The organism is Clostridium simiarum, from assembly GCF_018919175.1.
GTDB classification, from domain to species: domain Bacteria; phylum Bacillota; class Clostridia; order Clostridiales; family Clostridiaceae; genus Clostridium_L; species Clostridium_L simiarum.
Map to the genome: position 1 here is coordinate 1,137,665 of NZ_JAHLQL010000001.1, position 20,307 is coordinate 1,157,971.

General features: G+C 30.5%; 20 protein-coding genes and 1 pseudogene. 3 read left to right on the forward strand and 18 right to left on the reverse strand.

Annotated elements, in window-relative coordinates; all coding sequences use genetic code 11:
* Positions 1-339: 339 nt before the first annotated feature.
* The 4 genes and pseudogenes from KQI89_RS05440 to KQI89_RS05455 form a co-directional block, all read right to left on the reverse strand.
* Positions 340-618, reverse strand: coding sequence for a hypothetical protein (locus KQI89_RS05440; protein ID WP_216456216.1), 279 nt, complete (start codon positions 616-618; stop codon positions 340-342).
* A gap of 340 nt (positions 619-958) precedes the next feature.
* On the reverse strand, positions 959-1,528 hold the full coding sequence (locus tag KQI89_RS05445) for a hypothetical protein (protein ID WP_216456217.1): 570 nt from the start codon (positions 1,526-1,528) through the stop codon (positions 959-961).
* Positions 1,529-1,603: 75 nt separating this feature from the next.
* Positions 1,604-1,840, reverse strand: a complete 237-nt coding sequence (locus tag KQI89_RS05450) for a hypothetical protein (RefSeq protein ID WP_216456218.1) — start codon at positions 1,838-1,840, stop codon at positions 1,604-1,606.
* A gap of 230 nt (positions 1,841-2,070) precedes the next feature.
* Positions 2,071-2,295 (reverse strand): annotated as a pseudogene (locus KQI89_RS05455) (integrase core domain-containing protein); the annotation flags it as partial.
* A gap of 320 nt (positions 2,296-2,615) precedes the next feature.
* On the opposite strand from KQI89_RS05455, the gene KQI89_RS05460 reads away from it, so the two are divergent.
* Positions 2,616-2,996 (forward strand): metal-dependent transcriptional regulator, encoded by a 381-nt coding sequence (locus KQI89_RS05460; RefSeq protein WP_032122118.1) that lies wholly within the window; start codon positions 2,616-2,618, stop codon positions 2,994-2,996.
* A 56-nt stretch (positions 2,997-3,052) separates the two neighbouring features.
* Here KQI89_RS05460 and KQI89_RS05465 read toward each other — a convergent pair whose 3' ends face one another.
* Genes KQI89_RS05465 through KQI89_RS05485 form a run of 5 tightly spaced genes read right to left on the reverse strand, consistent with a single transcriptional unit; the run spans position 3,053 to position 8,611 of the window.
* The gene (locus KQI89_RS05465; RefSeq protein ID WP_216456219.1) at positions 3,053-4,777 is read right to left on the reverse strand and encodes an ABC transporter ATP-binding protein; all 1,725 of its coding nucleotides are present in this window, start codon (positions 4,775-4,777) and stop codon (positions 3,053-3,055) included.
* On the reverse strand, positions 4,774-5,604 hold the full coding sequence (locus KQI89_RS05470; RefSeq protein ID WP_216456220.1) for an ABC transporter ATP-binding protein: 831 nt from the start codon (positions 5,602-5,604) through the stop codon (positions 4,774-4,776). The genes KQI89_RS05465 and KQI89_RS05470 overlap by 4 nt, the downstream gene beginning before the upstream one ends.
* A gap of 10 nt (positions 5,605-5,614) precedes the next feature.
* Entirely contained in the window at positions 5,615-6,628 is a 1,014-nt protein-coding gene (locus tag KQI89_RS05475; RefSeq protein WP_216456221.1) for a FecCD family ABC transporter permease, read from the reverse strand.
* Complete coding sequence (locus KQI89_RS05480; protein WP_216456222.1) at positions 6,625-7,653, reverse strand: FecCD family ABC transporter permease; 1,029 nt, start codon at positions 7,651-7,653, stop codon at positions 6,625-6,627. The genes KQI89_RS05475 and KQI89_RS05480 overlap by 4 nt, the downstream gene beginning before the upstream one ends.
* Before the next feature lie 25 nt (positions 7,654-7,678).
* The gene (locus KQI89_RS05485; protein ID WP_216456223.1) at positions 7,679-8,611 is read right to left on the reverse strand and encodes an ABC transporter substrate-binding protein; all 933 of its coding nucleotides are present in this window, start codon (positions 8,609-8,611) and stop codon (positions 7,679-7,681) included.
* Between the two features lie 322 nt (positions 8,612-8,933).
* On the opposite strand from KQI89_RS05485, the gene KQI89_RS05490 reads away from it, so the two are divergent.
* The gene (locus tag KQI89_RS05490) at positions 8,934-9,902 is read left to right on the forward strand and encodes a helix-turn-helix domain-containing protein (RefSeq protein ID WP_216456224.1); all 969 of its coding nucleotides are present in this window, start codon (positions 8,934-8,936) and stop codon (positions 9,900-9,902) included.
* A 118-nt stretch (positions 9,903-10,020) separates the two neighbouring features.
* Here the strand turns inward: KQI89_RS05490 and KQI89_RS05495 are convergent, their stop codons facing one another.
* The 5 genes from KQI89_RS05495 to KQI89_RS05515 form a co-directional block, all read right to left on the reverse strand.
* Positions 10,021-10,914, reverse strand: coding sequence for an ABC transporter substrate-binding protein (locus KQI89_RS05495; protein ID WP_216456225.1), 894 nt, complete (start codon positions 10,912-10,914; stop codon positions 10,021-10,023).
* A 603-nt stretch (positions 10,915-11,517) separates the two neighbouring features.
* A complete protein-coding gene (locus KQI89_RS05500; RefSeq protein ID WP_216456226.1) occupies positions 11,518-12,663 on the reverse strand; it encodes a BRCT domain-containing protein in 1,146 nt (381 codons plus the stop codon).
* Positions 12,664-13,031: 368 nt separating this feature from the next.
* A complete protein-coding gene (locus KQI89_RS05505; protein WP_216456227.1) occupies positions 13,032-13,178 on the reverse strand; it encodes a hypothetical protein in 147 nt (48 codons plus the stop codon).
* A 53-nt stretch (positions 13,179-13,231) separates the two neighbouring features.
* Positions 13,232-13,555: a nucleoside triphosphate pyrophosphohydrolase gene (locus tag KQI89_RS05510; RefSeq protein ID WP_216456228.1), complete on the reverse strand. Its 324-nt coding sequence runs from the start codon at positions 13,553-13,555 to the stop codon at positions 13,232-13,234.
* A 358-nt stretch (positions 13,556-13,913) separates the two neighbouring features.
* Entirely contained in the window at positions 13,914-14,783 is an 870-nt protein-coding gene (locus KQI89_RS05515; RefSeq protein ID WP_216456229.1) for a hypothetical protein, read from the reverse strand.
* Positions 14,784-15,212: 429 nt separating this feature from the next.
* Between KQI89_RS05515 and KQI89_RS05520 the strand changes: the two genes are divergently transcribed.
* Positions 15,213-15,779, forward strand: a complete 567-nt coding sequence (locus KQI89_RS05520) for a hypothetical protein (RefSeq protein ID WP_216456230.1) — start codon at positions 15,213-15,215, stop codon at positions 15,777-15,779.
* Between the two features lie 153 nt (positions 15,780-15,932).
* Here KQI89_RS05520 and KQI89_RS05525 read toward each other — a convergent pair whose 3' ends face one another.
* The 4 genes from KQI89_RS05525 to KQI89_RS05540 form a co-directional block, all read right to left on the reverse strand.
* Positions 15,933-16,289, reverse strand: coding sequence for a hypothetical protein (locus KQI89_RS05525; protein WP_216456231.1), 357 nt, complete (start codon positions 16,287-16,289; stop codon positions 15,933-15,935).
* A 116-nt stretch (positions 16,290-16,405) separates the two neighbouring features.
* A complete protein-coding gene (locus KQI89_RS05530; protein WP_216456232.1) occupies positions 16,406-17,518 on the reverse strand; it encodes an HlyD family secretion protein in 1,113 nt (370 codons plus the stop codon).
* The gene (locus KQI89_RS05535) at positions 17,505-18,002 is read right to left on the reverse strand and encodes a hypothetical protein (RefSeq protein WP_216456233.1); all 498 of its coding nucleotides are present in this window, start codon (positions 18,000-18,002) and stop codon (positions 17,505-17,507) included. The genes KQI89_RS05530 and KQI89_RS05535 overlap by 14 nt, the downstream gene beginning before the upstream one ends.
* Positions 17,989-20,247 (reverse strand): peptidase domain-containing ABC transporter, encoded by a 2,259-nt coding sequence (locus KQI89_RS05540; protein WP_216456234.1) that lies wholly within the window; start codon positions 20,245-20,247, stop codon positions 17,989-17,991. Before KQI89_RS05540 ends, KQI89_RS05535 begins: the two co-directional genes overlap by 14 nt.
* Positions 20,248-20,307 lie beyond the last annotated feature (60 nt).

Sequence of the window (20,307 nt, forward strand, 5' to 3'; positions counted from 1 at the left end):
CATTAAGTAAACTGCACATCATGTTAGTTTTGCTCAATCAGGCAAATTTAGAATTCATTCCTTGTTATTTTTCTCCTTTTTATTTTTGTTACTAATAGTAACAAAAGCCCCTAAAATAGCGGCACCTATAGCAATCCAAAGAGCAATGTTCATTTGAAATCCTCCTTTCAAATTGAAATTTAAGTGAGTCCCCCAATTTTATATTTGGATAAATGAACTTACTCATTCGAAGGAAACACTATACTCACTCTGTTCGTAGGTGTAAGTTCTACTGACTAAATCGAAGATTTAGAGTATCACTTAAATTACTATTTATATTACTCAACCTTAAATAGAGATTTATTTTTTTAATTTTAAGTATTTTTCTTGCTTTCTTTTTCTTCCTTTTTGCCATTCCTTATCTAAATCAAAATTATTATCAGCGGCCATTTCAAACATTAAATATAGCATGTCATATAGTTGATGTTCAATCTTATCTTTTTCCGAAGCATTTACAGCCTTTTTTAATAACTCAAATTCCTCATTTAACCAAGTTATTTTTTGATGATTATCCCCATTTAAAGAATCCATTCTAATTAAAAATTCTCTAACTTCATTTTTATATTCATTTAATGACATATCATTACCTCACAAATTACTATTTGATTTACTTTAATTGAACTTACTTAAATTTTAACTCTGATTTTCTTTCTTTGAGCTTGTCCCTATATTTAAGCCATTCTTGCATAAAGGTACTTGCTATTTCTTTTACTCTATTCTATATAAGTACATGTTTATTTCCATAAACAATAGTTTTGTTTAGCTTTTCATTACTTTTTAGACGTTATTTCATAAACTTTTATATCTATCATTCTTTTTAAAAATTCAAATTCAAATTAATTTTAGAATACCGCATTAAAATTATAATCTTTTCATTTAATATTATATTAGTTTATAATTTTCTAAGGGTGTTAATATGTCATTTATCATTTTTCATATCTCTCCCGATTTTTAACATATCATTTTCTTTTTCAAGGCTTTTAATATATTTTAACAAAAATATAATCCATAAAATAAAAGATACTATAATAAATGTAATAATTGCTATAATTACAAAAATTAATTCATTAAATTGCTTAATAACTAAATTAGAAGGATTGTTATAATAATAACTAATTATTATAAGTAGTGATAATATCCCTTGAAATATTGTTGTGATGATGAAACTCTTTTTAAAATAATAATGTTCTTTCTCTTCGATACTTAAATTGCTTTTACTTTTAATTTTCTTTAAAAGTAAGATAAATGAAAAAGTTTTAGCGGAAGAAAATATTAAAAAGAATAATAAACTCCCACAACCTAAAATTAAAGTTGAAGATATAAATATATTATACTCCCTAACTACTATTGTTTGATATAATAAAAAATATACAAATACTGGACTTAAACATATAAAAAAAACTGCTATTTTGATAATTACTGAAATTACACCTTTACAACCATCTTTTTTAGATTCATCGAATATATATTTAAATAGATCTGTCCCCAAGTATCATCACCTCACACCTTAATTCAACTATATGAGGCAATTATATATAATATTACCTTATTACTTCATTACTTCTTAAGCTAATATGTTAACAGATTTTATTATTATTTCTTTTAAACTAGTACGTATCTCTTTATTATTTTCAAGCGTTTGTATAAAATTATTATTATCTAAAATTTTATTTATTTTTAATAATGATTGTTTAAATTCCATTAAGTCATTATCTTCAGACTCCTTAATATTATTTCTATGGTTTGTATTAGAAATGGTTTCAGCCATCCTAATACCTAAGGGTAATTTTTTATCCTTCACAATATCGCACCTTTCATAATTTACTCTCTATAATTATTGACATCAAAACTATTTTTAATCATATTTTTAAAGGTGCTCTCAAAATCGGTTGTCCATCTTTTTAGTTTAGTTAATATTTCAAAAAAATCTAAGCATAAAATTAATATAAATAACTTACCAAAAGTCAGGATTACCCGTAAACGGGTCTTTTGGATTTATATCAATATAGTAGACATAGATAATCGAACTTTTTATGCAGATAGCCTGGCCAACTCTTCGCATTTTTGAGGAATTATATAGCCAATGCTACTATGGATTCTTTTTCTATTATACCAATATTCTATGTACTCAAAGATTGCTAAGCTGGCAGCATTAAAGTCATAATATATTACTAGGTTTACCTCCTCCTTTTTTAGTGAGGCATGAAAAGACTCAATAGAGGCATTATCATAAAGGCAACCTTTACTACTAAATGAATGAGTGAAAATTTTAGGCGCATATATATTAATCCATATTTCTATTTACACTTATTTTTACACCTTCTGCAGCTAGAGCTTGTTGTATCTTTGGTGCTCCATAACGTCGATTACTAAGGTTGAAAACAAGTAATCCGAACTTAAATTTTTCAGTAAAAGAAGGGTTGGATTAAATTGGGAAATAATTTTAATGTATTTTTGTATCAATATATTAACATCTCTATTCTTGGAACTCCATTTAAAATATGTTATTATTATAAAAAGACTTTTTATTAATGTAGAGTTAATAAAATCAACTTTAAAAATCACAGGAGATTTATATGGAAAAACTTACTTTTGTAATGGAAAATTATTTAGAAGCCATCTATGAATTATCAGAAGAAGGTAAAGGAGTTAAAATGACTCGTATAGCAGAAAAGCTTGGAGTAACTAAAGCCAGCACTAATAGGGCTATGGTAACTTTAGCTGAAAAGGGACTTGTAACCAATGAAAGATACAAGGAAATATTTTTAACTCCTTTAGGCTTAGAAATAGCTAGATCTACATCTAAAAAGCATCACATTATTAAAGATTTCTTTATAAAAATTCTAAACATCGATAGTTCCATTGCAGATGAAGATGCTTGCGCTATAGAACACGTTATTAGCTCAGATTCTGTTTATGCTATGCAAAAATTTCTTTCAGAACATGATAATAAATAAAAAAATCAACGACTCAAAATTGCTTTTGCCATTTTAAGTCGTTAATTTTTTTACATTTAAGATACCTGACTTCTATAGAGCATAGCATAAGTTCCTCCATAACGAATTAACTCATCATGGGTTCCCGTTTCTTTAATGCCTGTTCCTTCTAGAACTACAATTTTATCTGCATTACGGATAGTTGATAATCTATGGGCAATTACTATAGTTGTTCGGTCTTTTGAAATTTCATCTAATGCAGCTTGGATTTCTTTCTCTGTTTTTGTATCAAGAGCTGATGTGGCTTCATCTAAAATAAGAATAGGTGAATTTCTAAGGATTGCTCTAGCTATGGAAACTCTCTGTTTCTGTCCTCCTGAAAGACGTACTCCACGCTCGCCTATTATGGTATCATAACCATCTTCTAAATTTTCAATAAAACCATGAGCATTAGCTGCCTTTGATGCATCAAGAACCTGCTCTCTAGTAGCTTCTTTCCAACCATAAACAATGTTTTCATAAATTGTTCCGTTAAATAAGAAGGTGTCCTGTAAAACCATGCTTATATTATCTCTAAGACTCTTTAAAGTTACATCTTTAATATCTATTCCATCAATTAAAATGCTTCCATTTTGAGGATCATAAAAACGATTTAAAAGACTAGCTATTGTTGTTTTCCCAACTCCAGTTGCCCCAACAAAAGCCACAGTTTCTCCTGGATTTACTTTTAAATTTACATTTTGCAAAACATTTATTTCATCATTGTAGGAGAAAGAAACTTCCTTAAACTCAACTTCTCCTTTAACCTTAGACATTTTCTTTGCATTAACTTTCTCTTTAACATCTGGAACTTCATCCATAACCTCAAAGACACGCCTGCACCCTGCAAGTGCATTACCTGACATTTCCATAAGTCTTGAAAAACTTTTTATAGGTCCATAAAACATACCAAGATACATAGAAAATCCCACAATGTCTCCAATGTTAACTTCTCCTCTTGAAACCATAAATCCACCAAATATTATAACTATAACAGAACCTAGCGCCGTGAAAAATGCAAGAAGGGGAAAAGTGGTTTCAAAAAAGAAGCTTGCCTTTAAGTATGCTTTACTATGTTTCATAGAAAGGTTCTTAATTCTTTTTTCTTCTCTTTCCTGCTGATTAAATATCTGTATTTCTTTAATTCCAGAAAAATTATCTTGAACAGTACCAGAAAGTTCTCCCCTAACCATAGAATTCTGCTTCCATATAGGTGAAAGATATTTACTCTGCCAAAGAGTGATTCCAATAAGAAAAGGAATAGTAATAAGGCTTAAAAAAGCCAACTTTACATTAATAGAAAATAATAATATCCCAACACCTACGAAAGTCAATATATTAACAACAAAATCAGGAATTACGTGAGCTAAAAGAATCTCTACCTCCATAACGTCATTAATAACTCTGCTAGTTAAATCTCCTGTACGGCTTTTATTAAAATACTTAAGCCCCATATGTTGAAGCTTAGAGTAAAGCTCTGTTCTCATATCTGCAACATAATGCAAAGCTGCATGATGGTTTAAATATCCTGAAATAGAACTTCCAGCTGATTGAAGTACAGTTGCAACTAAGAGCATCAATCCTATTCGTAAAGATTGAGCCCCAAAATCACCGCTTCCTTCTGTTGCTATACTTGTAAGTTCTCTTAGAGCCCAAGGATTATAAAATCCTGCTATGGTAGAAATAATAACAGCTATTAATGCTAATATTAAATAAGTCCAATATTTTTTAGCTCCCATAAAAATACGTAAGGTAGTTTTCATATGCCCACTGCCTCCTTTTCCTTCAACTCTAAATCCTCATTTTTATCTACAATATCATAGGTAATACATACTGGACGATTACTCTTAGGTTCAATAACAACATCAGCATTGATATTAAAGGTTTTTCTAAGCACCTCTGGAGTCATAACTTCCTCAGGAGCTCCATGTTTTATGATAGCGCCTTTTTCAATAGCAATAATATAGTCAGAAAATCTTGCAGCAAGATTTAAATCATGAAGTACCATAACAATAGTACACTGTTGATTACGGTTAAGCTCGTATAAAAGTTTTAAAACCTCTAATTGATGAGCAAGATCAAGGTAAGTAGTAGGTTCATCTAATAAAATTAAATCAGTTTGCTGCGCTAGAGCCATAGCAATCCAAACTCTTTGTCTTTGCCCTCCTGATAAAGCATCAATTTCTCTTCTCTCAAACTCACTTAACTTAGTTGCATCTAAAGCCCATTTAACAATTCTTTTATCTTCCTCTGTGAGATTTCCAAAACCTTTTTGATGAGGGAAACGTCCATATGCAACTAACTCACCTACAGTAAGTCCATTTGGTGCAGTAGGAGTTTGAGGAAGTATTGCCATCTTTTTAGCTATTTCTTTTGTAGGTAATCTACTTATATCTTGTCCACTTAGATGTACTACACCCTTCTTAGGCTTTAATATACGTCCAATCGCTTTCAAAATAGTTGATTTTCCGCAGCCATTTGCTCCTATAATAGAAGTTATCTTTCCCTTTGGTATCTGCATATTTAATTCCTTTACAATGAGAGTATCATCATAAGCTATATCTAAATTTTTAGTTTCAATACTTTTCATACAAACCTCCTTAATTTGACTTTATTAATAAGTATAAGAAGTAAGGTGTAGTTAATACAGTAATAATAATTCCTGTAGGAATATCGGTTCCAAGACTTATAGTTCTAGTAATAGTGTCTGATAATAGAATAATTATTGAGCCTACTAAAGATGCGGTAGGAATCAATAATTTATGATTTGAGCCTACAAACTTCCTTGCCATATGTGGAGAAATCATTCCAACAAAAAAGAAGTTTCCACCTAAGGCCACACTGCCTGACGATAGAGCAACAGCTGCTATAGCTAGACCTATGAATTCTCTCTTTACTGCTACTCCTAATCCTGTTGCAGTTTCATTACCAAGATTTAAAGTATTCAAAGTACGTGATTTATAAAGTACATATAAAAATAGAATCAATATCCAAGGTGCAAGAATAGAAATATATGTCCAATTGTCTCCCCAAAGACTTCCTGCATTCCATCTTTGAACAAAATCCATCTGTTTTTCATCTAGCTTTAAAGTAAGCATCATAGTAACAGCACTATATCCGCTTCCAACCGCCACTCCTGTCAAAATTAATCCTGTAGGTGATATATTTTTTCCTCTTTTATAGGAAAGTAAAAATATAAGCACTGCTGCTGTCATTCCACCTATAAAAGCTAGAAGGGGGAGAGCAATAGCTGAAGATAAACTATCTACCTTAAAAACAACTATAAACAATAATACAAACAACCCAGAACCAGAACTTATTCCCAAAGTTCCAGGACTAGCCATATCATTGCGAAGTAAACTCTGCATTACACATCCAGCTGTTCCCATACCAATACCTATAAGAATAGTTAATACAATACGAGGAAGACGAAAATCATATACTATAAGATTTTGTTTAGCTGTACCTTTTCCAATAAGGACATTAAAAACTTCTGAAGGAGAGAGATTCATTTTACCTGAGTTCACGCTTATTACTGCCACAACTAACAGTACAATGGTAAGTACCAAAATAATAGTTAAGCCACGTGAAACTGAATAGCCCTTTTTCTTCATTCGAATTCCCTCCTTTGTACTCTTGTAAGATAAAGAAAATACGGAACCCCTATTACAGCAAAAATAATTCCAATGGGAGTTTCATAAGGCTTATTAATAAGCCTTCCAACTAGATCTGCTGATACAGTTAATAGTGCTCCATATAATCCTGCAGCTGGAATAATGTATCTATAATCTACCCCTATAAGATAGCGAACTATGTGTGGTACTATTAATCCTACAAACCCAACAGGACCTACAACAATTACAGAAAGTCCTGTAAGTATTAAAACAACTATAGTAGATATGCCTTTAACTCCCTTAGTATTAAGCCCAAGACCTATAGCTGCATCATCTCCAAGATTTAAAAGAGTAATTGAAGGTGATATAATAAGAGCTGTAATTATACCAATAATAAAGAATGGGAAAACTATAGCAAGTTCACTCCATTTAGCACCTGCTGTTCCTCCAGCAGTCCAATAAGCTAAAGCATGCCCAAGTCTATATTTAATAGAAAGATATTGGCTAAAAGCACCAAATAACATTGATATAGAAATACCTGCTAAAACAAGTCTCTGTGGTTTCATGCCTCCTCTGCCAATAGACGCAATAAAATAAGTCATACCTGTAGTAACAGCTGCACCAATAAATGCAAAAAGCATCATCTGTCCATAACTTCCACCAGGTAAAAATGCCATACAAAAAGCTATTGCAAAAGAAGCACCACTACTTATACCCATAAGTCCAGAATCAGCAAGAGGATTTCTTGTGGTTCCCTGCATTATAGCACCACATATGGAAAGGCTTGAACCAACAATTATATTAGCTGCTATACGAGGAAGCCTTAGAGTTTGAATAATCTGGTGTTCAGTTAAAGAAGAGTCAAAATTAAAAATGGCTCCCCAAGCCGTAGACAAATCCATATCAGCAGCACCAAAAGAAATTGATGCCGCTGACATAATCACCAGCAAAACCACCCCTGCAATCATGTAGATTGTAAAATTCAAAGCCCCTAATTGTCGCTTTTTATTATAGGTATCTTGCATATTTATTTTCCTTTCTTAATTAGAATTATTTAGCTAATGAATTTATTGCATTAACCATATAGTCAAGTTGTTCAGTAAGACTTAAGATATCAGAGTAAAAGAAAAGTCCTTGATACTTTGCTGGAATTTCTATAACCCTTCCCTCTTTAACTGCAGGGATACTCTTCCAAATATCTGTTTTTGCATAATCGGATTCCTTACCTTCCTGTCTACACCATAGTATATAATCTCCAAAATACTCATTGGCTACTTCATAACTTATATGTCCACGTCCTTCTCCTGATTTTTCTATAAGCTGTTTAAGCTTGTCTGGATATTTAAGTCCAAGATATTCATATACTAAAGTACCACCTCTAGAGCCTGTTTCATAATATATGCCACTCCACTCACCAGTAGCTCCCCAATCTTCCAAGATGCTGAAAGTTTTACCTGAAAATGTATCACCTTTAAGAGTTTTCTTGGCCTCTGCAAGTTTTTCTTCAAAGTTAGAAACCGCCTTCTCGGCTTCACTCTTACGTCCTGTAGCTTCTCCTATGGTTTTTATACGCTGAACAGAATCCATATCTCCTTCTTGGATAACAAGAACTGGAGCTATTTTGCTGAATTTATCAAAGTCTGCCTCGTCATATGTAATTATAAGATCTGGTTCTAAATTCATCACATCTTCCGGCTCCCACTTTTCAATTTTTGTAGAAACTTTAAGAGTATCATAAAAAGGCATACTTTCTTGAGCCCAAGCATTATATCCAACTAAATTTAACCCTAAAGCAATAACATCTCCAACATACCAATTAGCGATAACACGCTTAGGATTAACAGGAACTTCAATATCCCCTTTTGCAGTAGATATGGTACGCATAGTTGCTTCTTCTTTTTCTGCATTTTTAGACGAAGAGCAGCCAGCAAAAATCATAGTAGTCATAAGCATTGCACAAAATAATGACAATAATTTTTTCATTTTATACCTCTCCCTTATAAATAACTTATATTAATCCAATAACGCTAACATCTACGTTATATACAAATGTAAGACTAGTCTAACTTTTAAAATCGTAGCATTTATAAATTCTTCTGTCAATCGCTTAAGAAGCCCATTTTCAGAAGTCATTTTCTATTAAAAAGAGAGTAACTTATTGTTTTATAATAGTTAAATGAAAATGCTTATCGTTGTTATGGATTGTAAATTAAATAAAATAGATTATGTTTTTATTGAAATTCATTCTCAAATGATGCTATAATATTCTTACTTTAAATCAAAGAAAAGGCAGGTGTAGAGTTTTATGGATGAATATATAGATTCTTCTTGGAATGCTTTAGCGGATAAATATAATCTTGTTAAAAGGCATTATGGTAATGGGCAGATTTATGATTTTCCCCCTCATTGGTCAAATGGATGGATTTCAGAAGTAAACCCATCTAAAGGTTTATTTGTTTCAAGTGCTTGGCTTACTCCAAGTGAACAGCTAGTACATACAATAAATTCAAGTAAACCTTTTATGATAATTTTTTGTGTTGACTGTGGAGAAATAGTCTATTCACAACAAGGAAAAAAAAGACAAGTTCTTTCTCCAATCACTCATCTAATTATTAACCCTCAAAAACAATTTACTTTTACTTTCTCAAAAGACGTACACTATTGTTTTACTAGTGTTTTAATTTTTGATGATTTTATAAAACCTTTTCTTAAAGAACGTACTAATGCACCTAAAATCAGTGTTGAGGATGCGAAGCTTTGGAAAACACAACACTACAACACCCCTGATATAATGCTTATTTTAGAGCAAATTAGATGGGCTGTAAGAAATGCAGACATGCCTTTACTTGCTTTTGAGGGTATGACTTTACATCTTTTATCTGCAATGGCTAGAAATTTCCCTGATATACCTAAAGGAAGAAGTAGCCGCCGTCACTATGTTACTTGGGAAAATGAGCAAAAGATTTATAAAGTTAAAACCAAAATTGATGAAAATATTTTAAATCTTCCAGATACAATTGAACTATGCAGAATAGCTGGAATGAGCGAAAGTAAACTTCGTGAATCCTTTAAAAACCATTATGGAATTCCTCTTTATAAATATATTCGTAGAGAAACCATGAAAAGAGCAATGCAGCTCTTATCTGCTGATCATCTAAGTATTCGTAATATATCTGAACTATGTGGCTATAAAAACCCAGCCAAATTTGCTGCTGCCTTTAAAGATGTCCATGGAATTACTCCTAGTAATTTTAGAAAATCTTTTAACTTATAAATAAAAAAATTGAAGCTGTCCACTAAGAATAAATACTACACTATATTATGCTAATTCTAAATTTGCAAAACAATATAGTGTATGTATTCTCCTCAGTGGGACAGCCCACTCTTTCTTACTAACCTTCTAGTAATTTATTCATAATATAATCTAACTGTACATTAGATGAATAAATATCTATATCATAAAATAAGTCAAAATCAATTGGTATAACATGTCCTTCTTTAACTGCGGGAATTGACTGCCAAACTGGATTACTGGCTAGTTTCCCAATCTCTCCACTAAATATTATATAATCTCCAGCATAATCCTTAATTGTTTCAAGAGAAACCTCTCGATGCTGGTCTTTACCAATAATTTCATTTTGTATAACCTCTGGTGCTTTGAATCCTAATTGACTGTAAATTAGGTCACCTCCACGTCCCCATTTATCACCATACACCCAAACTCCTCCACTTTGATTGCTTTCAAAAATGCTGAATTTCTTATCCATAATATTTTTAGAATCCAATTGTTTCTTTGCATTATTTACCTTTTCCTTAAAATTAGACAATACCGTTGCTGCCTCTTCTTTTTTATTTAAAACCTCTCCTAAAAAGGTTATTCTCTCCTCCATATTAAGAGTAGTAAAAGGAATATAAACCGTAGGAGCAATCTTAGAGAATTCATTAATCTTTTCTTCACTTATAACAAGAATAAGGTCTGGCTCATATTTCATTATCTCTTCTGGCTCAAACTTTTCCCATACTGGTAAACCCTCTACCTCTTTTTCATACGCCCTACCTTTTGCATCATAGGTAGCTACTGGTTTAACTCCTAAAGCCAAAACATCACCCATTCCATATGTAGCAATAACTCTTTTGGGATTAGCCGGAACCTTAACATCTCCTCTTACAGTACTTACAGTGCGAACAGCTTCTTCTTTTTTAGTAGTATCCTTAGCTGAAGAACAACCAACTAAAATTAAAGTAGTGATAAATATTGCACAAAATAATGCCAATAATTTTTTCATTTTATATCTCTCCCTTATAAACATCTTATATTAATCCAATAACGCTAGCACCTGCGTTATATATAAATGTAAGGCTAGTCTAACTTTTAAAATCGTAGCATTTATAAATTCTCCTGTCAATCGCTTAAGAAGCCCATTTTCAAAAGTCATTTTCTATTAAAATGAGAGTAACTTATTGTTTTATAAGCGTTAAATGAAAATACTTCTCGTTGTTATGGATTGTAAATTAAATAAAATAGATTATGTTTAATGATTTATCAATCTTACAAATTCCTATTTCTCTATGGCTTGAAAGTTAATTTTTTCCTCTATCATAACATATATTGTAAATCTTTCATTTTTTTATAATACTATGTTTTAAACTTTAAAGATAACCTATGTAGTTTATAGCAATATTTGTGGCTATAAATTTCATTTACTATGTACGGTTCACCTTTTATAATTCTAAACTTCCTTAAAAAACGGTAAAACCCTGGACTAATCAGATTAGTCGAGGGTTTCATTGGTGGTGGCAAGGCGTACCTAACCACCATTCTATTAGCCTTTCTCTCACATAATATTATTTCATGAAAAATATATATTACATCAATTTTCCAATTTAACTTAATCTTTATTTATTAACTTTAAAAACTCATCTTCAGACAATATTTGTATTCCTAACTCTTGTGCCTTTGTTAACTTACTACCTGGATTTTCACCTACCACTAATATATCTGTTTTTTTACTTACGCTACTTTTTACAATACCACCATATTGTATGGCAAGCTCAGAAATCTTTACTCTACTTTTTAAAGTGTCTCCTGTAAACACTATACTTTTATTTTCTAATATATTTTCAATAATATTTTCTTTAGCCAGTTCTAATCTTGCTTTATCTTCTTCCCGTTTTTTCTTATCCATTACATAATTTCTTTTTATTGTACCATTATTGCTACTACTTCCTAATTTACTCCATTTTTTAGGTTTTAATTTTTTTAATAATTCTAATAGATCAAGTACATCTTGCATTGCAGTATGCTTTTGATCATCTTTTATATTATAATGGTTTAATAAATCTTTTAATTTATAGCTATCTAATTTTTCTATTGTTTTTATTGTATTCATACTGCAATAGAATGTTTGATCTTGATCTACCCAATCCCAATAACTTAAAAAGCTTCTTTCAAAACTAGCATTATGCGCTACTATTGGATACTTATATTTTAAAATTAGATTTCTAAATTCTTCTCTTAGCTTTTCATTTTCTTCTATGTTATCTAATCCCGAACCATATCCTTTTTTATACTCATCTTCATTATTAATAATAGCTAAATGTAATTCGTCTACAATCTCATAGTCTTCTACAACTATAGCTGCTACTTCTCTTATTCCATCTTTAGGTGAAAAACTAAATGGGGTTTCTATATCCACTATTATTAATTTTTCTTTTTTATTTACTCTTTCTTTTTTTGGTATCTCCTTTAAATCCTTTTCTTCAGCTGAAATATCTTTAGAAAAACCTTTTTTTTGCATATCTAAAAAATAATCAGGATGAATACTATGTAATCCTCCATTAACATATAATACAATCTCATTATTATCAACAAATCCTGCCACCTTACATTCTACAGGCTTGTTCGTATATACACCTTTATAATAAAATTGTTTTACTTCAGTAGACTTTGAGGATATAAGCTTCCACTCTCTTAATTTTTCTAACTCTTCTTCTATAGACTCAAATGCCTTCCAATCTCTTTTAGGTTCTAACATATCTTTTCTCCAATCTTCACCATATGAAATACTAATAATTTATCAATAGTTTTTTCAATAATATCTTTTAAATCTATTTTGGCACCATTCTCTTTTCTTAAAAAACTTTTCTTCATTTCATTTACAATTTATTCACCACATTAAACCCTTGATTTACTGCTATTTGAAAAGTGGTGCTATATTTTGTTTTAAGTTTGAGCTAAAATCATTTTTATTTGAATTTATATAATATCCATAAGGATTTCCTAGCTGCAAAATATCAATGTATTCTTCCAAATCTTTATTTCTCTTATTACTACATATATAAAAAAATGCCTCATATTTTATTACATTTTCCCTGAACTTACTTCATCTAGTATTCCAAGTAACTAATACATCTTATAACTTGCTACAACGTTTTCATCATCAATATCTCTTGAAAAAACTCTTGAATCTATTTCCCCGCCATTCGGTAAATCATAACAAATTTCTTTATTGTTTAATAAACTTGTTTGCTCAAATAATTCTACATCCATATTTACTCCTTTAAATCAATTTCTATCAAAATCTATCTATATGTAATTTCTATTTAATACACCCGTTCTAGCACAATCCCCTCATCAAAGCCTCCTCTTTCTTTTTTCTTCTCATCTCTTTTTTTCATCAATTCTTCTTCGCTATATCCCAAGTTTTTAGCCAAACCAAACAGCACTTCCATTACATCTGCAAGCTCTTCTAGGTTCTTGCCTTTTGTATCTTTATCTTCTATAAATTCCGCTACTTCTTCATGAAGCTTTTTCTCTAATAATTCTAAATGCTCCTCTTTTGATGCTGTTTTTATGTCATACTTTTTACCCTCTGCTTCTATTACCTGTGGAATTTTATTTCTTACTAATTTGTTATATACCTTCATATTACTTACCTTCTTAAAACTTTATTTAATAATTTTATTTTACCACATATAAACAAAATGTTTTAATTTTAGGTACAGGTTACCTTTTACTTTTAAATAGTATTAGCGCCACTGCTGTAGAAATAATATCTGCTAGCGGCATGGCTAAAAAAATAGAAAATACAGGTGTAATACCCATGTCTATTTTGAAAAACAATTGGAAACAATAGAAAATACCTGTCTTGTAAGTCCTAATATTATTGCTTGAATCTCTCTATTGGTAACTTGTAAAAGAGTCATAATTGTATAAAGTATACCTACCAACGAAAATGTTATGAAAATTACTTTTATTATTGCAGTAGCCGCACTACAAATTTACCTATTCTTCATCTCTAGTCATGAAATAATGTATTGTTTCTATATCTAAATTTTTCTTAACTTTAGATATTTTTAATGAAACTTTTCGTAAATTATTAAAAGGTTGTATCATAATCAATACTCCAAGTAAAAACACGTAGTTATAAGTACTTTGACTAATTTTAATAAAGCTAGCAATTAAACATATACCATATGCTATAGCTGCTGTTGTCATATCTCTCACATATATTTTTTTTGTTTCTTCCTTGTATATGCAATACCCTTTGTAAATTTCCTTCATCTTATTAACAAAGTTTAAAAATATAAAAATAGATAGAAGTACAGGAATAAACCAAAGAGTAGCCCCTTCCATATTAGCATTTATCGGAACTAACAATCCTAATGCGCAAAATAATATATATTGTATCATCCCTAAATTGACTGCCTTTACCATATGTTTCAGGTTACATTTGTCTTCATATGATATTTCTTCTTTTTCTGAAAAGCTGACTTTATCCTTGTCCCTATCTAGCTTTTTCATAATAAATAATTCTGTCAACACATTTATTATAAAAAATAGTGAAAGTATAATTACTGATAACTGGATATTTTTATATTTATCGCTATAGTATATTGCTGATTGAAAAGCAACTATTCTAAAAATCCAGTCTATATAAGACGCTAACATAACTTTTTTCAATTCAGTAAATCTATCGTTTGCTAGAATAAATGATGTTAAAACAATGAATATATATGGGATATTGCCTAATATAAATTTATATACATTTGTGTAGTAGTTAAATTTACCATTATCAATTTGAAATACCAAAAATATCATATATAAATACCCTGTTATATTTAAGCTAACTAACATTTGTATTTTTCTTTTCATTCTTGATCACCTCCTTAAAATATAGTTAATACTTTGTTTTTTTACTTCTTTATATACTTATTATATCTGATTAACAATAACTCTCATAATATTTTCTTGTACCATTGTAAAGAAGGTACTTATAAATTCCTGTGCCTTCAACTTACCCCATCCTGCATAATTATTTTTATACTTTTATTCTATTTAAATTCTGAGCCTATTCAATACCAAAAGCATGAAAGGACTATTTTTGAGCATAAAAAGAAGATGCACTTTAATTTACTTCCGTTTATGCTTATTTTTTCCCTTTCATGCTTTTTGACTAGCATATATTGATGTTTTGTGTTACCTTTTAAACAAATTATATAAGAGCTATTTACTTAAAGTGATTTTGGTAAAGAATGCCTGATGGATAAATCTAATTATAAAATTAAAAAGGAAGTGGAATAAATGAAAAAGATACTATTAATTTTTCAAATAATTATAGCCATTTTCATTTGTAATGGTTGTGGAACATGGACGGAAAAGGATAAAACTACAAATATTTCGGATTACAGTAAATATTTTGGACAAGATGGAAAACACAATAATTATATATTTCCATATAGTATTCCGAATTCATCCAAGGTGGAAAATTTCTGTTATTATTACTATAATCCATTTGATAAAAATTATGTATCATATCTTGTATATTCATGTAATGATGAAGACTATACGAAAGAAATAGAGCGGCTATCAAAGATAAAGTCATCTGAAGACTATCTTATATATAGCGCAAGTGGATTTAATTATCCATTATGTTCAGTTTATGCTGATGATTATGGTTATATTTATGCTTTAACTGATAAAGAAAATAAGAAATTAATCTATGTTGAAATTAAATTTTGTAATTATTTTTCCGACATTGACTATGAAAACATAATCGATAAGAAATATCTCCCAATAGATTTTAATGCAAAATCAGGAAATCCAACTAGGAAAGCATTTGAAAGAAATCACTTAAAAAATAGTAAATAGAAATATTATCCTGTACAGATACAAGTACAAGGCGAATTTTAACATATTACAAATAATGCTAATGGTTGCTCCACCTAATAATAACTAAAAGGTATAGCAACCATATAATTTTACTAAAAAATACTCTCTAACAATTTAATAATATCTACTGAATTAAAATGTTGCCCATATTGTAGCATAAATAGCCTGACGAGTCTGCGAATCGCCACCATCATCAAGGTTTATTGGATTACCATGATTAATTATCCAACTAGTTCCAGGAATCCATCTGACTTCAGATGCGAGATAATAACATACTGCATGTGCATATATTTCTTGTTCTATTTGGCTTGCTGTCATTCCTTTAACAGCTCCAGACCTCTTTAACTCCCATGCCTTAAGTGTGCAAACAGGTTTATTAAGGTAAGCTCTGTCCATAGCTAACTCACATGACCCTCCATCTACATACTCCATCTCATCTCTTTCAATCTCAACATAATTACTTGGCATTGTTAAAGTCATTGTACCCATTTTTAAATTCCTCCCATTTTTACCATCTTATTTTTTAATGTATATATCAAAAGTATTTATAGTTTTTTAGTATCTGCAGCCACTTAATATAACCATATCTACTTCCAATAACTTTTTTAATCAAACTTAATTCCTATTTGTTCTATGAAGTATTTCATATAGGTTATCTTTTCATATTTAACTCTTATTTCTGTTACCATCCCTAGAGTTAGATTTACCTTTTCTCCCTTTTTATCTTCTAAATAATCCTTTTCTGGTTTTACTTTAACCTTAAAAAATACATTTCCTTTTTGGTTATCTATTGTTGCATCTTCATCTATTGCTAATACTTTTCCTTTTAAGGTTCCATATTCTGCTTGATTTAAACCTCCCACTGCAACTGAAACCTCATCATCTTCATGTATTCTTGGTCTATCAGTGCTTAGAATAAGTGTTTCTACTATCATATTTTCATTAGCAGTAGATATAGTTCCTAGTAAAGTTCCTCCTTGTAATACCATACCTTTTTTTAGCGGAGTATTTAGATGAATTTTTCCACTGGTAGGAGCATAAAGCTTGTACTCGTCTGTAGATTGAGAGACCGTCTCTCTTTGAGTCTCTAATTTACTTTTTTCCATTTCAAGCTGTTTTCTCTCATTGCTAAAGGATATTATTGTTTCGTAATATATTTGATCCTTTTTAATCTTCATTTGATCTTTATACTGATTTATTTGTTCCTCTGAATAATTCTGCTTTTTTAATGCCTCTTCATCTACTTTAAATTCTTTCATTTTTGTATAGCTATTTACCAGCTTGTTGTAAAATTCTTTTTCATCTTCATTGCTCTTGTCAAAGGTATTTATGCCTTTGATAGCTTCATTTTCAGCTCTTTTTAAAAGCTCAATTCTCTTATCAAAAATTTCAATTTGTCCTTCTGCTTGCTGAAGTTGATACTTAGACTCTGGAGAGTTAAATACTAAAAGTAAATCTCCTTCCTTTACCTCTTTTCCTTCCTGAACATAGGACTCCTTGATTTCTCCTGATACCTTTGCCATTACATTGCTCTTCTTTTCTGTAGTTACAAGACCTTGACCTTTAACCATAAAAGTCTTTACTGATTTTGTGCTCCACACAAGAAAGCCTGTAATAAGTGCCAGCACAATCAAAATTATATATCTCATAAACCTCGGAGGTCTTTTATCATAAAGGAGTTTACTATCTGTTATTTCATTTAAACTATAAACTCTCAATATCTAAATCTCCCTTCTTTACCTCCATAAATACATCTGCTACAATCTTTCCATCCTTATTTTCAACAAACACTGTATAACTATCTCCCTTAAGCTTTACATCCTTTTCAAAGGCATGCAATTGGAGCTTTGAGTACGCAAATTGAAGGTTTTCTTCTTTTTCATTAAATCTTGCGAATAGACAATTTGTAATTCTAATTTGATTTTCAAATTCATAGGGCACTTCAACATTATGTATTGGATTTTTAAGCTGAACCATTAATTTTAGTATAATTTTAACTTTTCCACTTTCATCTACCTTAGCTGCAGAGTAATTTATCATCGGCCCAACTATAGCATTTCCTTTAGATTTTGCATAACTATCCATCATATAAGCTATTTTATTTATGTTCATAAATTCACTTTCTGCTAATTCTCTAATAAGTACATTATTTAATTTTAGAATCTTATTGTCCTTAACAATTATTTTTTCAATTGTATTCATATTCTTCTCCTTCCTCTACTTCAACTTTATACTGCTCACTGTTTATGTCTTCTATATTCCCGCTTATCTCCTCAATATTTTTAGGCTCTATTTCGCCAACTTGACTTACATATAACTTATAATAATATCCCTTTTTCTTTAATAAGGTATCATGATCTCCTTCCTCTACTACCCTTCCCTGATCCATAACGTATATAATATCGCAGTTTCTAATGGTAGATAATCTATGAGCTATTATAAGCATAGTTAAATCTTTACCTTTAACAAACAAGGTATCATAAATCTTTGCTTCACTGATAAAATCCAGATTGCTAGTAGCTTCATCTAAGATTAAGAATTTTGATTTCTTGAGTAATGCCCTTGCAAGAGCCAGCCTTTGCCTCTCTCCACCAGACAAGCCCCCACCAGCTTCATCTAGGAAAGTATCGTACTTTGCAGGTAACTTCTCTATAAAAGAGTTACAACTAGCATTCTCACAAGTACTTTTTATTTCCTCATAATTAGCCCCACTTTTACCTAAAAGTAGGTTTTCTTTAATAGATCCAGAGAAAAGTTCTACATTTTGAGGTACATAGGCTATGGCTTTTCTCAAATCATAAATATCTAACTCTCCAATATCATAGCCGGAAATTTTTATTTTTCCTTCCTCCGGGGAATAGTACTTTAATAACAGTTTGGATATAGTTGTCTTTCCACTACCAGACTCACCAACTAAAGCAACCTTCTTACCCTTAGGTATTTTTATGGTTACATCTTTAAGTACTGGTGACCTGCTTCCATACCTAAAGGTTATATTTTCAAGCTCTATACCTCCATCAATACTTTCTATTTTTACCTTATCTTCTTCTAACTGTTCTCTTTCAACTTCATATATCTCAGAAATTCTTTTTAAAGATATACTTGCTTCCTGTATGCTCAGTTGAAGTCCAATAAGCCTCCCTATAGGTCCCATAAAATACTGAGATAATGAAGTAAATGCCATAAGACTTCCTAAAGTTGTCTTGCCATCTATAACCAAAGTTGCTCCTATATACATAAGAATTAGATCTCCTATAGTGGATACCCCTGAAGATATGGACCCTTGAATATTTGACAGAACGCCTTCTTTAAAGGCAATTTTTAGGTTCTTTATATATTCCGTTTCAAGCTTTTCTATGGTTTTATCTTCTGCTGCTAATACCTTCAGGGTCTCTATACCTTTTAAACTTTCTATGATATTACTGTTAAGCCTTGCTCCCGCTTCCATTTGCTTTAAGTTAATTTTTTTATAAGGCTCTTTAAATATATATATTAATACTGCACTTATAATCGTAAGTGCCAATATTACAACAAATAATGTGGTATTCATTATATATAAAATTACTGCTGAAACAGTTGCTAATATAACATCTATTATGAGGGATAAGGAGACAGAGGTAAGAATATTTTTAATTGTAAAGGAATCACTAAATCTTGTAAGTATGTCTCCTACTTTTCTTGTAGTGAAAAACTGCATCGGTAATTTATATACATGCTTGAAATATCCTAAAAGTAAAGGTATATCTATTTTTTGAGACAAATATAACAGCATATGCTGCCTTACTGCTGATAAAATAATCTGAGTGACCCCTAAAGCCAAAAATCCTATAACAAATATCTTAAGCTGATTTTTTAATCCATAGGGAAGTATTTCATCCATAAGTATTTTATTAAAGAAAGAAGATGCTATTCCTAAAAATGTAAGTATTATAGATGCTATAATACTATAAATAAATAGCGCCTTTTGCGGTAAAAGCAAACTTACAAATTTAGATAAAATACTGCCACTTTTATTCTTCCCAGGCGAAAATTCATTATTAGGAATCATTAAAAGAATAATCCCGTCAAAGCTTTTAAAAAATTCATCAACTTCCTTTTTTTCTACTCCCTTTGCTGGATCTAAAATTGTAACCTTATCTTTTTTAACCTTATGTATAACTACAAAATGGCTTAGCCCTTCATCGGTAACTACATGAGCAATAGCTGGGAAAGTATATTTACTTTTAAATCCTTCTTTGTCTACCCTAATTGCTCTTGTATCAAATCCTAATCTCTTAGCTCCATCCTCTAGTCCCTTTAAGGTTGTCCCCTTAATGTCAGTGCCAAGTATATCCCTTAATTTTGTGATTGTAACTTCTTTTTTATAATACATACAAATCGTAACAAGACATGCTGCTGCACAGTCTGTCATATCATGTTGTTTAACTAGATATTTTTTATACCCCACTATCTTCTCTCCTTTTGTATACCCTCTTTTTTTATTGCTTTAAAATCAATCTATATCTTC